This window comes from Afipia sp. GAS231 (assembly GCF_900103365.1).
In the GTDB taxonomy this organism is placed as follows: Bacteria; Pseudomonadota; Alphaproteobacteria; order Rhizobiales; family Xanthobacteraceae; genus Bradyrhizobium.
The window spans coordinates 5,412,012-5,427,181 of sequence record NZ_LT629703.1 but is presented as its reverse complement, the minus strand read 5'-3'; the positions used below and the strand labels follow the sequence as shown (position 1 = coordinate 5,427,181).

Here is a 15,170-nt window from a genome sequence, read left to right as displayed (position 1 = left end):
TGCGTCGACCCTCCCCCTTCAGGGGAGGGTGAAACTTACGCCGCCTTCGGCAACGCCGCCTTGATCTCGGCGAACGCCCAATCGATCCACTGCGTCAGCAATGCGACGTCGGACGCTTCCACGGTGGCGCCGCACCAGATCCGCAGGCCCGCGGGCGCATCGCGGTAATAGGCGAAGTCGAAACCGGCGCCTTCCTTCTCGACCAGCGCGACCAGCTTCTTCGAAAAGTCCGCTTGCGCATCTGCCGTCAGCGAGGTGATCGCGGGATCGACGATCTTGAGGCACACCGAGGTGTTGGAGCGGATCGAGACGTCCCTGGCCAGGAAGTCGATCCAAGGCGTCTTCGCCTTCCAGTCGGCCAGCGCCTTGGTGTTGGCGTCGGCGCGGGCGATCAGGGCCTTGAGGCCGCCGATCGACTTCGCCCAGTTCAGCGCATCGAGATAGTCCTCGACGCACAGCATCGACGGCGTGTTGATGGTCTCGCCTTCGAAGATGCCTTCGTTGAGCTTGCCGCCCTTGGTCATGCGGAAAATCTTCGGCAGCGGCCATGCCGGCTTGTAGGTCTCCAACCGTTCCACCGCACGCGGCGACAGAATCAGCATGCCGTGCGCGGCTTCGCCGCCCAGCGCCTTCTGCCAGGAGAACGTGACGACATCGAGCTTCGGCCAGTCGAGCGGTTGCGCAAACGCCGCCGAGGTCGCGTCGCAGATGGTGAGGCCCTCGCGGTCTGCCTTGATCCAGTCGGCGTTGGGCACGCGCACGCCCGAGGTGGTGCCATTCCAGGTGAAGACGATGTCGGAAGCGGGATCGGCTTTGGAAAGATCGGGGATATCGCCATAGCCGGCATGCAGCTTGGTGACGTCCTTGAGCTTCAATTCCTTGACGATGTCGCTGACCCAGCCCTCGCCGAACGATTCCCAGGCGATGGTGGTGACGGGCCGCGCGCCGAGCAACGACCACAGCGCCATTTCGACCGCGCCGGTATCGGACGCCGGCACGATGCCGATCCGGTAGCCGGCCGGCACTTCAAGCACTTCGCGCGTCAGATCGATCGCGAGCTTGAGCTTGGCCTTGCCGACCTTCGCACGATGCGAGCGGCCGAGCGCTGCGTCCTTGAGATTTTGGGGATTCCAGCCGGGGCGCTTGGCGCAGGGGCCGGAGGAGAAATGCGGCACGTTGGGCCGCGAAGCGGGCTTCGCTACGGTCATGATCTATCCTTCCAGATAGTAAGCCTCCCGTTGGGGGGAGGTGTCCCGCCGCGGTACATAAGGTAAACGTGCCCGACCGTCAAGGAACCTGCGAGTCGAGAATTGCTCCGAGATCGGGGACAATTGATGTGTTCTCGACCTCTGCCGATGGCGCGGGCTGCTTCTCCAGCAATTCGACCGCGTCGGAAATCAGCTTGGCGGCGCGCCGCCGGCTGGCAATCTTCAGAACGCTTTTCTCGCCGGCCCGCACCACATATTCGTTGCCGTCGCGAACGATCGAATAATTACCCATCGGAAAATCCCCACGCTGCCCACGCCGCCCCATGGGAGACGTCGGCATAGCGGAGACGCTCCTCCCAGTAAATTTACGGACGCCCGCGTAGTTTACCGGTTGTTAACCGGATTGCGGAGTGAACACCACCGCAGGCATTGGCCGACGGCGCCTCGCAACCTTGCGGATAGAGCGTTTTTCCAGCGAAGTGGAAACCGGTTCGCGGCAAGAAAACGCGTCAAATCAAAAATCTGGAGCCCCGTTCCGATTCCATCGGAACGGAAAAGGCTCCAGTCATCGTCGACGCGTCAAAATCGAACGGTCATGCCGACATGGCTGCGCGCAAAGCCGAGCCTTTCATAGAACCGCTGCGCATCAACGCGGGTATGGTGCGTCAGCAACTCGACCAGCTTGCAGCCTTTGCCGCGCGCTTCCCCAAGCGCCCACTGTACCAACAGTTCGCCGATGCCGCGGCTGCGACAATGGCTGGCGACGCGGACGTCCTCGATCAGGCCACGCGAGGCGCCCTGCGAACTTAAGCCAGGCAGGATGCACAATTGCAGGCAGCCGACGACAGCGCCGTCGCCGTCCTCGGCGACCACGAGCTGGATGTTCGGATCGCGCTCGACGGTCTCGAACGCCGTGTAATAGGATTGCGGCAGCGGATCTTCGATCCGTTCGCGGGCGCCACCGAGCGGATCGTCCGCCAGCATGCCGACAATGACGGCGACGTCCTCACGACAGACGCGGCGGATGGTGACTTTCGAGATCGCAGTCATGAGTTTTTCCAGATGGGATTTCAGCGCGCCGGCGTCAGGCCGAGATGCTTCTCGGTCTCGCCGATCCAGCGGCGCACGGAAGGATGGCCACTGAGATCGAAGCCACCTTCATGCGCCACGCGCGTATAAGCCAACAGCGAAACGTCGGCCAGCGAGACGGCGTTACCGACCAGAAATGGCGTGATCGCGAGTTGATGCTCCATCCGCGCCAGCGCTGCGTAGCCGCGCTTGACCTTGTCGGGATCGAGATCGGAGGCCGGCCTGCCCAGATAGAACATGTGGAAGCGGCACGCCGCGATATAGGGCTCGTGGCTGTATTGTTCCCAGAACAGCCATTCGTCCATCTTGGCCTGTGCGAAAGCATCGGAAGGAATCAAATCGCTGCCGCCGGCGAGATAACGGATGATGGCGTTGGATTGCGCCAACGTGCGGCCGTCGTCGAGCGCGACCGCAGGCACCTGGCCGGCATCGTTCACTTTCAGAAATTCCGGCGTCCGGGTTTCCTGCTTGAGTGTATCGATCGCCACCCAATCGTAGGGCAGCGCGAGACGATCGCACACCCATTTCACCTTCAGGCAATTGCCCGAATTGATATCGCCGTAGATTTTCATGCTGGCCGCCTCTTGGGAGACGGCAGAGCAGCAGGCGGAGAGAAATCTGTCAACAGGACCTGACGGCAAGCACGCTTGAACGTGCCTGCCGGATCAGAACTTGTAGCCGAGGCCGGCGCGCACGCTGTTGGTGCTGAAGCTGGTATCCTTCACCGACATGAACCTGACGTATTCCCACTCGGCGCGCATGAACAGACCACCCCAAATGTTGTACTCCGTTCCGAGACCGGCGGTCCAGCCGGCCACGAAACTGTTGGTGCGATGCTCGGCGTTGGAAACCGAGCCGGCGCCTATTTGAGCGGTGATATGCGTGGTGGTGGTAGTGTAGACGGGAGTTCCGTTGACGAATCCTACCAGCGTTTGAGTCGTCTGGTCGTAATCGTCCCACTTGGTGTAGGAAACCGTCGCCGACCGCGCCGTATCGACACGGCCGACGGCCAGGCCGCCAAACATATACGGCAGGAAGTCGCCGGCGGCCCACCCCGCGCGACCGCGGAACGTCACCACGTCCTTGACCTGCAAGGACGCTTTACCGGTCAGTGTCGTGCTGTAGGTATGAGTATGGCCGGCCGGTGGACTCTCTCCCGTGGGATTGACGATGTTGAGGCTCATCCCGTTGGTGGACGAGCTCGCAAGGCTGTTCATGTAATTGTAGTTGGCCTCGACACCCAGGACGACCTGGTCCCACTGCCAGTTGCGACCGACGAAACCACCAAAGCCGGTGGCCTGCGCGTGGTTCTTGGAAAGCAGCGACCACTGCGAGACCGGATCCTGAAGCACGCTGTTGCGCAACATGAAATTCGTGAGCGTCTTGACCGAATGGCTGAAGTCCATGTCTGCCGAGGTGTAGCCGACTTGGCCGCCGACATACCAACCGTCCCAGTTTCGCGTGCTATGCGTCATTCCGTCGGTGACGGCGCCGCGGAGTATCGGCAAATCGGGGAGATCGGCGGCTTGCGCACCGGCCGCTACGCCGCACATCATCGCTGCCAGCAAGGTCAAACGCATCACAACGCTCCATCGCATACTCTGAACTTGGCGCTGATCATCGCCTGTTAACCTTAACCAATCGTTTTCGCGAGCCGTCGATTGGCGCGATCTTGCCGAAAAGCCGCCGCATATTTTGCACCAGCTCCCGCGCATGACCCGCGCGACGCAAAAGCAAAACGGCGCGGGAAGATCCCGCGCCGTCTGCAATCGTTAACCGATGAAGAGCCGAATTAACCCTTGCGAACCAGCGGCTGCTGATAGACCGGCTGCGGCTGGTCGAAATTCCAGCGCACCCCGAGCTTCAGGTCATGCGAGGTGATGCTCTTGAAGGTCGTCGGGTTGACGACGTTGTTGGTGCCGTCGAAGGTCTTGAGATCGCCGGTCAGGCCGTCGCCCATGTCGAGATAACGATAGGCGAGTTCGACGGTGAAGTTTGGCGAAACCTTGTAGGCGACACCGGCGTGCAGCGCCCAGGCCAGGTTCCACTTCGACACGTTATCGCCGAAGGCCAGACCCGGCAGCGCGCCGCCGCCGTTATTGGCAATGCCCTGATCGGTGAAACCGTTGATCGCGACCCGCGCGCCGCCGACGCCGGCGCCGATGAACGGGGTCATGCACCACCAGGTGCCGAGATCGACATAGGCGTTGGCGAGAACCACCCACTCGTTCTTGGTGGCGTGGTAGGTATCGGTGCCGACGCCGCCCGGATAGGTGATGCGGTCGGTGCCGAAGAATTGCGAGTTGCCGCGGTATTCACCGGTGACGTCTGCGCGGAACCAGTTGTTGACCCGATAGCCGACGCCGAGGCCGTAGATGCCGGCGGTGTTGAAGTTGAGGTTCTGAACCGACGAGGTGTTGTTGGCATCGAGCACGTTGTTCAGACGGTCGACGCGCTGATTGCTGAAACCGATGTCGCCGCGCAAGTACCAGCCGCCGAAGTCTTCGATCACCGGGGGCGGTGCATACATCTGCGGGGGCGGCGCAATTGCCATGTCTGCGGCAAGCGCTGCCTGGGACAACAAAGTTGCCGCTCCGGCGGCGATGATAAACTTAACGCTACGCATTGGCTTCGTCCTTTTGTCCGGTGAGGGCTGACTACGGAGGCCTCACTTCAAAAACTCACGGTCGGACGATGCCAGCAAATGCTTAAGCGGCGCTTAACCCTAATTTTTAAGGTTGATAATCTCTGACGATTTTTTGTCCTGATGTTCGCTGCCCGTAATTTGCAGCATTTGAGGCACACAAAGCGGCGAAACCGCCATACATCCTAACGATGTATTGACGCAACGAAGCCCGCGGCCGCCTTGTTAAGATTTCGTTGACGGAATGTCGCCGCGCGTCGTGCGCGCGCTCACCGCGCGTGCTTGGGCATCTTCGGCAGAAACACCGCCAGCAGCCCGAGCGCCGGCAGGAAGGCGCAGACATGATAGACGAACGCGATGCCGGTGTGATCGGCGAGCCTGCCGAGCAGCGCAGCACCCAGTCCGCCGATCCCGAAGGCGACGCCGAAGAACACGCCGGAGATCATCCCGAAGCGGTGCGGCATCAGTTCCTGCGCGAACACGATGATGGAAGACGTCGCCGACGACAGGATCAGGCCGATGATCACGCTCAGCACCGCCGAACCGAACAGGCCGGCATAGGGCAGCGCCAGCGTGAACGGCAGCGCGCCGAGGATCGAGAACCAGATGATGTATTTGCGGCCATAGCGATCGCCGAGCGAGCCGCCGAAGAAAGCACCGGCCGCATTGGCGGCAAGGAAGATGAACAGATAAAGCTGGGCGGCCTGGGTCGAGACGTCGAACTTGTCGATCAGATAGAAGATGTAATAGCTCGACAGGCTCGACACATAGAGCTGCTTCGAAAACAGCAGCGCGACCAGCACCCCCAGCGCGATCTTGACGCGGCGCGCGTCCGGAGCATCCGGATGGCGTTCGACCACGGTGGCTTTTTTGGTCGCGATCTGTGGCTTGTACCAGACGCCGATCCGCCACAGGATCACGATCGCCAGAAATGCGATCGAGGAAAACCAGGCGATGCTCGGTTGGCCGAACGGCACCACGATCAGCGCCGCCAGCACCGGCCCCATCGAGGTTCCGAAGCTGCCGCCGAGTTGAAACACCGACTGCGCAAATCCGTAGCGCCCGCCGGAAGCGAGCCGCGCGATCCGCGCCGACTCCGGATGAAACACCGCCGAGCCGAGGCCGACCAGCGCCGCTGCAATCAGGATGATGCCATAAGAGCCGGCGACGCTCAGCAGCAGCAAGCCAACGAAGGTGAAGCCCATGCCGATGGACAGTGAAAACGGCTGCGCCTTCTTGTCGGTGAAATGCCCGACCAGCGGCTGCAGCAGCGACGCGGTAAACTGGAACGCCAGCGTGATCATGCCGATCTGCGCATAGTCCAGCGCGTAGGAGTCTTTCAGGATCGGATAGACCGAGGCAATCAGCGACTGCATGGTGTCGTTGAGGAAGTGCGAGAAGCTGATTCCGGCCAGCACGATATAGGCCGGCCCCGCCGCGGCGGCTTTGGCCGCGAGGCCGGGCGTCACGTCCGGCACCAGCACGGGCGCTGCCAGCGCTTCTTCGGAGACGTTGACGGGCTTGTTCAAGGGCGCATTCCCTCAGGTCGATGCAGAGCGCAATGCACGCCTTCTACGCCGCGTACACGGATCAGACTACCGGCATTAGCCGATAGCTGCGATGCGCTAAATGTCCATTCTCCGTCATGGCCGGGCTTGTCCCGGCCATCCACGTCTTCTCTTGCGCGATACAGTCAAGACGTGGATGCCCGGGACAAGCCCGGGCATGACGACTGAGGAGCGAAATCCGATTTCGCTAAACTACTTTGAGTCTTACGCCGCCGCGGCGTGACCGAGCGCGTCGCAGATCTGGTCGACGATTTCCTCGACCAGGATGCGGTCGTCGCCCTCGCCCATCACCCGGATCACCGGCTCGGTGCCGGAGGAGCGGACCAGCAGGCGGCCGTGGCCGTTGAGGCGCCTTTCGCCGTCGACGATCGCCGACTGCACGTTGGCATGGTCGAGCGGTTTGCCGCTGCGGTAGCGCACGTTCTTGAGGATCTGCGGCAGCGGATCGAAACGGTGGCAGACTTCCGACACCGGACGGCGAAGCTTCTGCACCACGGCGAGCACCTGAAGTGCTGCGACGAAGCCGTCGCCGGTGGTGGCGTAGTCGGACAGGATGATGTGGCCCGACGGTTCGCCGCCGAGATTGTAGCCCTGCTTCAGCATCTGCTCGAGCACGTAGCGGTCGCCGACCGGCGTGCGCACCATGCCGATGCCCTGGCCTTCGAGGAAGCGTTCGAGCCCGAGATTGGACATCACGGTGGCGACGATGCCGGGTTTGGCGAGACGGCCGTCTTCCTTCCAGCTCTGCGCGATCACCGCGAGTAGCTGGTCGCCGTCGACCACATGGCCGCGCTCGTCGACCAGGATGACGCGGTCGGCGTCGCCGTCGAGCGCGATGCCGATGTCGGCGCGCATCTCGCGCACCTTCCTGCTCAGCGCTTCCGGCGAAGTCGAGCCGCACTCCTTGTTGATGTTGAAACCATCGGGATCGACGCCCATCGCGACGACGTCGGCGCCAAGCTCCCACAGCGCTTCCGGCACCACCTTGTAGGCGGCGCCGTGGGCGCAGTCGATCACGACGCGCAGGCCGTCGAGCGAGAGCTCGCGCGGCAGCGTGCGCTTGGCGAATTCGATGTAGCGGTCGTGGACGCCGTCGATGCGGCGAGCCCGGCCGAGGCTGGCGCTCTGCGCCAGATGGCGATCGATCGGCTCGTCCAGCAACTGCTCGATCTGCTTCTCGACGTCATCGGACAATTTGAAGCCCTGCGGGCCGAACAGCTTGATGCCGTTGTCCTCGAACAGGTTGTGGGAGGCCGAAATCATCACGCCGAGATCGGCGCGCATCGATTTGGTCAGCATCGCCACCGCCGGCGTCGGGATCGGGCCGAGCAGCAGCACGTCCATGCCGACCGAGGTGAAGCCCGCCACCATGGCGTATTCGATCATGTAGCCGGAGAGGCGCGTGTCCTTGCCGATCACCACGCGATGGCGGTGATCGCCGCGCTGAAACACCAGTCCGGCCGCCTGCCCCACCTTGAGCGCGAGCTCCGGTGTGATGAGACCATTGGCGCGGCCCCGAATCCCGTCGGTACCGAAATATTTGCGACTCATATTACCCCCAGCCCATTCAGGGTTTCCCGGCCATCCCGGTCCAAGAATCCCCGAACGCCCTCCATCATAGCGTGTGGGCGGTTATAATCCCTCAGCCGTTCAAATGGCTTCAAAAAATATGATGAATCATTACGGCCATCGGCGGCCAGGAAAATAGATAACCAGTTGTTATACCTTGATATTTTACAATTCAGCGGTGCTGCTGCCGGGATGTCAGCCGACCCGTTTGACGTTACGGTCGCCCTTCGAGGGCGCCGGCTGGGTCACACTGACCGAGTCGGACCCCGGAAAAGTCTCTTCCAGCCCCTCCTCCAGGGCGTCGTCCAGCCGGCGCTTTTCGGCCTGTTTTTCGGCGGCGCTGGCGGCTTTGGAAACGGTACGCGGTGCAGACATGGCATCTCCTCCCGCGGGCTTTGCTCCGCGATTTGGCTCGGGTACCAACCATGCTAGATGACAACATAGCCAAGAAATTCAAGAAGGGCCGGAACGTCCATGAAGCACATCACCTGCATTGAGGATCTGCGCTTGCTGCACCAGCGCCGCGTGCCGAAGGCGTTTTTCGACTATGCGGACCGCGGCTCCTACACCGAGGACACGCTGCGCGCCAACCACGACGACCTGCAGCAGATCAAGTTCCGCCAGCGCGTCCTGGTCGACGTCTCGAAACGCGATCTCTCGACCACGATCCTCGGCGAGCCCGCCGCGATGCCGCTGATCCTAGCGCCGGTCGGCCTGCTCGGCATGCAATATGGCGACGGCGAGATTCACGCCTGCCGCGCGGCGCAGGCCGCCGGCATTCCCTTTACCCAGAGCACGATGTCGATCTGTTCGATCGAGGACATCGCGGCTGCCGTCGACAAGCCGTTCTGGTTCCAGCTCTACGTGATGAAGGACCGCGGCTTCATCAAGTCGCTGATCGAGCGCGCGATCGCCGCCAAGTGCTCAGCGCTGGTGCTCACCGTCGACCTGCAGGTGATCGGGCAGCGCCATCAGGACATCAAGAACGGCATGACCGTGCCGCCGGAATGGTCGCTGTCGAAGCTGATCGACTTCGCCAGCAAGCCGGCCTGGGTCTCCGGCGTGCTGCAGGGCAAGCGCCGCACCTTCGGCAACCTCGCCGGCCATCTCAAGGTCAGCGACGACATCACGTCGCTGTCGACCTGGATCAATTCGCAGTTCGACACCTCGCTGAACTGGAAGGACATCGACTGGATCCGCAGCATCTGGCCGGGCAAGCTGATCCTCAAGGGCATTCTCGACGTCGAGGATGCCGAGATCGCCGCCAAGACCGGCGCGCAGGCAATCGTGGTCTCCAACCACGGCGGCCGTCAGCTCGACGGCGCGCCGTCGTCGATCGAGGTGCTGCCTGAAATCGTCGACGAGGTCGGCTCGCAGGTGGAAATCATGTTCGACGGCGGCATCCGCTCAGGCCAGGACGTGATGCGTGCGCTGGCGCTCGGCGCCAAATCCTGCATGATCGGCCGCGCCTATGCCTACGGGCTCGGCGCCGGCGGCGAGGCCGGCGTTGCGAAGGCGCTCGACATTCTCGCCAAGGAACTCATCACCACGATGGGCCTCTGCGGTGTCAACACCATCGCCGAAATCGACGATCACGTGCTGGCGATCTAGAAGGGCACTCTTTTATTTTGGCGCGTTTTCTTTACGCGAACCAGGGGTCCACTTCGCTCGAAAACGCTATGCTAGCTCGCAGCACGCTGATCCTCGGTGGGCTCGATATAGAACCCGGAATAATTGTCGACCCAGACGAGGCGATCATGCACCTCTTTCACGCCGGCGGTATTTTCGGCAGCGACGATGGTCGCCTGGCGTGAGCGCTCGTCGAAGATGATGCCGTGGAGATGAACGATTCCATTTCGCACCGTCGCCTGAAATCCAATCGGACGCCAAAGCGCCTGCGATACTGCGCGGGTAATCCGCTCCCGGATATGATCGTCGTCGGACGTCGGATCAGGAACGTCGCCCGCCATGCTGGCGACCGCCCGCAACAGATTGGCCCGGCTGACGATGCCGGCAAGCGCAACCCCTTTCATCACGGGCAAGCGCTTGACGTTGTTCTTCTCCATCGTCCGGACGATGTCGTCGAGCGAAGCATCTTCCTCAACGGTGACCGGATTACGCGTCATCACTTCACCGACCTTGCGCCCGTGTTCGCGGACGAAATCGGCTCCTTCCGCTCCCGGCCCAAGCAGAAACTGAAGCCACCTCGCGCGTTTGCGTCCGGTGCCGATTTCGGAACGATGCAGGAAATCGCTCTCCGAGAGGATGCCGACCAGCTTTTTCGCGTCGTCCAGCACCGGCAACCCGCTCACGTGGTGCCTCAGCATCACATCAGCGGCTTCGGCGATCGGGGTATCGGGCGTCACCGTAATGACGGCGCGCGTCATGACTTGATGGGCACGCATCGAACCCTCCTGACTTCTGTTTAGAACGGACGCCGCGGTGAGCGCGTGCGCGTCTGGCGATCGCCCCAGCCGAGGACGATGGCGAAGGTTGCAAACATTGCGGTGACGGCGATGACAACCAGAATTGTATCGAGGGGCATTGCGGTTCTCCATGCTAGATGGAGAAAGCCTAATCGCGCCGCTTCACGCGTGCTTTGACGTGAATCAATTTTTGACGTGAAATCAAGTTCGCGACGCCGTCGATCACGCCGCGAGTTGCTCCAGCGCGGTGGCGTTGAGCAGGCGCACGCCATCGGGTACGATCACCAGCGCCTTCTTGCGGCCGAGCTTGGTCAAGGTACGGCTGACGGTCTCGATGGTGAGGCCGAGATAATCGGCAATATCCTGTCGGCTCATCGGCAACGGCACATTGACCGAGACCGATCCGATCCGGCCATAGCGTGCCTGCAGGTTGAGCAGGAAGGCCGCGACCTTTTCCTCCGCGGTCTTGCGGCCCAACAACAGCATCTGGTCCTGCGCGAGGCTCAGTTCATGGCCGGCGAATTCGTGCAGACGGCGCAGCAGATGCGGCCGCTCGTCAACATAGCTAAGAAACGCCGAGCGCGTGAACCGGCATGCTCTCACTTCGGTCACCGCTTCCGCCGCAACGCTGTAACGGTTCATCAGCGCGAGGCCGAGAAAATCGCCGGCGAGTGCAAAACCCACGATCTGCCGCCGGCCGTCGGGCAACGACTTGCAGAGCCGCACCACGCCCTCGGTGACATTGAAGACGCTGCCCGCCAGCGCATCCTGTTCGAACAGGGTGGCCTTCGCCGCAAACATCCTGACCTGGCTGATCCGGTCCAGTTCGTCGAGCTCCGAAGGCGCCAGCGCGCCGCAGACGCTGAACAGGCGAACCTTGCAATCGTCGCAGCCATTCGTACTGCGCCCATGCTGCCAACTGCCTGCCTCCGGTCCGGCGCAAGATGCGATCGATGTCATGAGATGGTCCGCCTTCGGCTTCGCCATATTTGTAGCAGTTTGATCTCAATCAACCAAAGCGGTCCTTGATCCAGATCAATGCCCAAATGCATGGCCGCCGCGATGATTGAACTCTATGGGCCCCGGCATGAACGAGCAATCAGAACAATTTCAAGCCATTCCAATGAGTTGGCAACGCGCGACCGCAGCCTATCCGCTGGTGCGCCTGCACGACGCCAGCGTCTCACTCGACAAATGGCTGCGTTTCGTCCGGCGTCATTGCGGACCGTCGCACCAACGCGCCGGACTGATTGCGATCCGGGATTGCCGCGGCATCGTCCACGCGCTGTTCAGCTACCGGGTCGATTTCGACCTGCACAACCGCAAACGCCTCTGCGTCGCCAACCTGATCGTCGCCCACATCCCCGGCTCGAAAATCGAAGAGGCGGTCGCGACCAGCACCCGCAACATCTCGGCCGAACTCGGCTGCCACACCATCAGCGCCGAGCAGCCCTTCCGTCCGGCAAGTGCGCCATGGAAGCGATGTCCGACCGCCGAAGCGCTGACGCGGCGTATCGGCCTGAGCCGCCGGTTACACTGACGGGGGCGTTCGTCGTTCCGGGATGGTCCGAAGGACCAGACCTCAGGTGCGCAATTGCGCACCGAGGAAGTTCGAGATTCCGGGTTCGCTTCGCGCCCCGGAATGACCCTGCGGGTCACATCGGCGGCGTGATGCCGTCGCGGCCGACATTGACGCGGTTGGCTTCGAGCGTGCCGTCGTCCTTCTTGACCGCGCCGAAGATGATGATCTTGGCGCCCGCCTTCAGTTCGGCCTTGTCGCCGGCGACAAAGGTGACGATCGGCGTGCCCGGCGGCACCAGCACTTTCTTTTCGCCGTCCTTGTACTTGACCAGGATGTTCTGGCCGTCGGTGCCCTTCACCGTCTGGGCGACGGTGGCGTTGGTCATGGTCGAGTTCGGGCGCTGATCCCAGGGCCGAAAGCCTTCGGCGGCGCCGCGCTGGTTTTCGGGGAAAATATGCACCGCGACGGCCTTCTGGACCCCGTCCGGTTCCGGTACCGCGGTGACGCCGATATAGGAGCCTTCCTTGATCTCGGACAATTCGGTCTTGGCGACGCCGAACACCGCCACATTGTCGGTCATCCGTACCTTCATGTCGGTGCCCTCGCGGGATTTGATCGACAGCATGGATCCGTCGACGGCCTCGATGGTGCCGCGAATGCGCACGGTCGGCGGTGTTTGCGCCGATGCCGCGATGGCGACGGCGGAAACAATGGCGAGCGAGGCGAGTAGTGAAGCGAATTTCGGCATGAGTCCCTCCCTGGGTTTGTTTCAGAGAGGGAGACATCTCGCTCTCTGCGAATCCGCATTCCGGGATGGTCCGAAGGACCAGACCCAGAATCTCGAGATTCCGGGTTCGATGCTACGCATCGCCCCGGAATGGCGTTGCACGTCACATCGGCGGCGTGAGCCCGTCGCGGCCGACGCTGACGCGGTTGGTCTCGAATGAACCGTCCGGCAGCTTCTTCATGAAGGCGATCACCTTGGCGCCGGGCTTGAGGTCCGACTTGTCGGCGGGGACGTAGGTGACCACCGGCGTCTCCGGGGAAACCAGGACTTTCTTCTCGCCGTCCTTGTACTTGATGTTCAGGGTGTGCCCGTCATTGCCGACCACGGACTGTTCCACGGTCGCGTTGGTCATGCTGCTGTTGGGCTTGAGATCGTAGGGCCGCGAGCCCTCGCCGGTGCCGCGCATGTTTTCCGGAAACACATGGACCTCGACCGCGTTGTTGGCGCCATCCGGCCCGGGGACCGTGGTGGTGCCGATGAAGGAACCGACCTTGATGTCCGTCAGTGCGATCTTGGTGATGCCGACGATCTTGATGTCGCCGGTCATGTGCAGCTTGACGTCCTCGCCGGCGCGCGACTTGACCGCAATCACGTCGCCGTCGACGGCCTCGATGGTGCCGCGCACCCGCGACGGCGTCGGCGACTGTTGGGCGATGGCATAGATCGTCGAAGCCGCGACCATGGCGACGGCAACAAGCGGGCGAACGAACGGGTAGCGAAGAGCGGGCATTCAGAAATCTCCGGAAACTGGCGGGGTCGTGCTGACCTAACCATTGACCCCGGCTTTTCGAAAATATTCCGCTCAAAAACCCGCGATCAGCCGATCATGTCTTCGTGAGATCGGCCTCGACCAGCGCCCGCAATTCCGGCGTCACTTCGGGTCGCCGGCCGAACCACAATTCGAAGCCCCGCACCGCCTGATGCAACAGCATGCCGAGCCCGTCGGCGGTCTTCAGGCCGCGGCCCTGGGCTGCGGCAAGCAAGGGCGTTTGCAGCGGCACGTAGACGAGATCGGCGACCACGGCATTTTGCGGCAGCAGGCCGGTGTCGAGTTCGAGCGCGGGCTGGCCTTTCATGCCGAGCGAAGTGGTGTTCACCAGCAGGCCCGCGCGCGGCAGCAGATCGCCGGCCGATTCCCATGCGACCGGCACCACCTTCGGTCCAAATTGGTCCGCGAGCGCGCGGGCGCGCTCAAGCGTGCGGTTGGCCAGATGGACGCGCTTGATGCCGCGTTCGATCAGTCCGAACAACACCGCGCGCGACGCACCGCCGGCGCCCAGCACCAGCGCATCCTCAGCGCTGTCCCAGCCGGGCGCGCCGGCGTCGAGATTGTTGATGAAGCCTTCGACATCGGTATTGGTCGAGCGCAGCTCACCATCCCGAAACCACAGCGTATTGGCCGCACCGACCGCGCGGGCGCGATCGTCCGGCTTCGACAGCGCCAGCGCGCGCTCCTTGTGCGGAAGGGTGACATTGGCGCCGACGAAGCCGCGAACGGAAAGCCGCAGGACAAAATCCCCGAACTCGTCGGGCGGTACGGCCTCGATGACGTAGCCGCCCTCGATGCCGAGCGTGCGCAACCAGTAATGATGGATCAGCGGCGAGCGCGAATGCGCCGCCGGCCACCCGATCAGGCACGCGGCAGGGGGTCTGGTTCCACTGGTCATGGCCGTCAAATCGGGCAAGCGGGAGGAAGAGTCAATGCTTCCGGTTAGTCGCGGTGACGATGCCGCTCAGGATCAGCGCCGCAGCGGCGGCAAACCAGATCGCCGCAAGGTTGATCCAGACATAGGCCAGCGCGCCGAGCACCGACCCCGCAACCAGCGCCGCCCACAACATGAGATTGGGCGCCCAGGCCCAGCGCGCCCCGCCGGTCACCGCCTTCGCCATCAGCTGGCCGACCTTGACCAGCGCGCCGGTGACGTAGGTCAGGCCGAGACCGGCGCCGCCGTGGATCTGGAACACGGCATTCTCCAGCCCCATCGCCAGCACGATCGCCGCGACCGCAAGGCTCGACTGGCCGAACGTATAAGCGAGCGCGGCGGCCGCCAGCAGCAACGCCTCCGCCAGCAGCACGGAGGGCTGGCGATGCGCGCCGTGGCCGAGCACGATCAGGCTGCCGGCCGCAGCGCCGGTCACGAACAGCGCGATCAGTCCGAGCGCCTCGACCGCGGTCTGCCAATGCGCCTGCGCGATGGCGACGCCCATCCTCGTCGAATTGCCGCTCATGAAGGAGACGAACAGGCCGCCAAGCTGCAGATAGCCGATGCCGTCGACATAGCCGGCGAGCGCGCTCAGCGCGCAGGCCAGGGCAACGTTGCGCCGTGAATCAAGCATCGCTGTCTTGCGCACCCATC

17 protein-coding genes are annotated in these 15,170 nt (G+C 62.8%); 2 read left to right on the top strand and 15 right to left on the bottom strand.

The window, feature by feature from the left end; translation table 11 throughout:
• Positions 1–35: 35 nt before the first annotated feature.
• The 9 genes from BLS26_RS25690 to BLS26_RS25650 form a co-directional block, all read right to left on the bottom strand.
• The gene (locus BLS26_RS25690; RefSeq protein ID WP_092515368.1) at positions 36–1,208 is read right to left on the bottom strand and encodes a phosphoserine transaminase; all 1,173 of its coding nucleotides are present in this window, start codon (positions 1,206–1,208) and stop codon (positions 36–38) included.
• Between the two features lie 79 nt (positions 1,209–1,287).
• The gene (locus BLS26_RS25685) at positions 1,288–1,500 is read right to left on the bottom strand and encodes a hypothetical protein (RefSeq protein ID WP_244541683.1); all 213 of its coding nucleotides are present in this window, start codon (positions 1,498–1,500) and stop codon (positions 1,288–1,290) included.
• Between the two features lie 287 nt (positions 1,501–1,787).
• Complete coding sequence (locus tag BLS26_RS25680; protein WP_092515367.1) at positions 1,788–2,258, bottom strand: GNAT family N-acetyltransferase; 471 nt, start codon at positions 2,256–2,258, stop codon at positions 1,788–1,790.
• 20 nt (positions 2,259–2,278) lie between these two features.
• Entirely contained in the window at positions 2,279–2,869 is a 591-nt protein-coding gene (locus BLS26_RS25675) for a glutathione S-transferase family protein (protein ID WP_092515366.1), read from the bottom strand.
• A gap of 93 nt (positions 2,870–2,962) precedes the next feature.
• Complete coding sequence (locus BLS26_RS25670; protein WP_092515365.1) at positions 2,963–3,877, bottom strand: outer membrane protein; 915 nt, start codon at positions 3,875–3,877, stop codon at positions 2,963–2,965.
• 212 nt (positions 3,878–4,089) lie between these two features.
• Positions 4,090–4,923, bottom strand: a complete 834-nt coding sequence (locus tag BLS26_RS25665; protein ID WP_092515364.1) for an outer membrane protein — start codon at positions 4,921–4,923, stop codon at positions 4,090–4,092.
• Between the two features lie 287 nt (positions 4,924–5,210).
• On the bottom strand, positions 5,211–6,470 hold the full coding sequence (locus tag BLS26_RS25660) for an MFS transporter (RefSeq protein WP_092515363.1): 1,260 nt from the start codon (positions 6,468–6,470) through the stop codon (positions 5,211–5,213).
• Positions 6,471–6,713: 243 nt separating this feature from the next.
• Entirely contained in the window at positions 6,714–8,060 is a 1,347-nt protein-coding gene (gene glmM, locus BLS26_RS25655; RefSeq protein ID WP_092515362.1) for a phosphoglucosamine mutase, read from the bottom strand.
• Positions 8,061–8,273: 213 nt separating this feature from the next.
• A complete protein-coding gene (locus BLS26_RS25650) occupies positions 8,274–8,453 on the bottom strand; it encodes a hypothetical protein (protein ID WP_074824077.1) in 180 nt (59 codons plus the stop codon).
• A 99-nt stretch (positions 8,454–8,552) separates the two neighbouring features.
• Between BLS26_RS25650 and BLS26_RS25645 the strand changes: the two genes are divergently transcribed.
• Positions 8,553–9,689 carry an alpha-hydroxy acid oxidase gene (locus BLS26_RS25645; protein ID WP_092515361.1) on the top strand — a complete coding sequence of 379 codons (1,137 nt, stop codon included), beginning with the start codon at positions 8,553–8,555 and terminating at the stop codon, positions 9,687–9,689.
• A gap of 71 nt (positions 9,690–9,760) precedes the next feature.
• Here the strand turns inward: BLS26_RS25645 and BLS26_RS25640 are convergent, their stop codons facing one another.
• Together BLS26_RS25640 and BLS26_RS25635 are read right to left on the bottom strand one after the other, a co-directional pair.
• Complete coding sequence (locus BLS26_RS25640; protein ID WP_092515360.1) at positions 9,761–10,483, bottom strand: CBS domain-containing protein; 723 nt, start codon at positions 10,481–10,483, stop codon at positions 9,761–9,763.
• 243 nt (positions 10,484–10,726) lie between these two features.
• Positions 10,727–11,464 (bottom strand): Crp/Fnr family transcriptional regulator, encoded by a 738-nt coding sequence (locus tag BLS26_RS25635; protein WP_092518559.1) that lies wholly within the window; start codon positions 11,462–11,464, stop codon positions 10,727–10,729.
• 163 nt (positions 11,465–11,627) lie between these two features.
• On the opposite strand from BLS26_RS25635, the gene BLS26_RS25630 reads away from it, so the two are divergent.
• Positions 11,628–12,044, top strand: coding sequence for a hypothetical protein (locus BLS26_RS25630; protein WP_092515359.1), 417 nt, complete (start codon positions 11,628–11,630; stop codon positions 12,042–12,044).
• 115 nt (positions 12,045–12,159) lie between these two features.
• Here BLS26_RS25630 and BLS26_RS25625 read toward each other — a convergent pair whose 3' ends face one another.
• From BLS26_RS25625 to BLS26_RS25610, 4 genes are all read right to left on the bottom strand, one after another.
• A complete protein-coding gene (locus BLS26_RS25625; RefSeq protein ID WP_092515358.1) occupies positions 12,160–12,774 on the bottom strand; it encodes a hypothetical protein in 615 nt (204 codons plus the stop codon).
• A 142-nt stretch (positions 12,775–12,916) separates the two neighbouring features.
• On the bottom strand, positions 12,917–13,495 hold the full coding sequence (locus BLS26_RS25620) for a hypothetical protein (RefSeq protein WP_172804814.1): 579 nt from the start codon (positions 13,493–13,495) through the stop codon (positions 12,917–12,919).
• Between the two features lie 142 nt (positions 13,496–13,637).
• Entirely contained in the window at positions 13,638–14,480 is an 843-nt protein-coding gene (locus BLS26_RS25615) for a shikimate dehydrogenase (protein ID WP_092515356.1), read from the bottom strand.
• A 31-nt stretch (positions 14,481–14,511) separates the two neighbouring features.
• The gene (locus BLS26_RS25610; RefSeq protein WP_092515355.1) at positions 14,512–15,150 is read right to left on the bottom strand and encodes a YoaK family protein; all 639 of its coding nucleotides are present in this window, start codon (positions 15,148–15,150) and stop codon (positions 14,512–14,514) included.
• Positions 15,151–15,170: the final 20 nt, after the last annotated feature.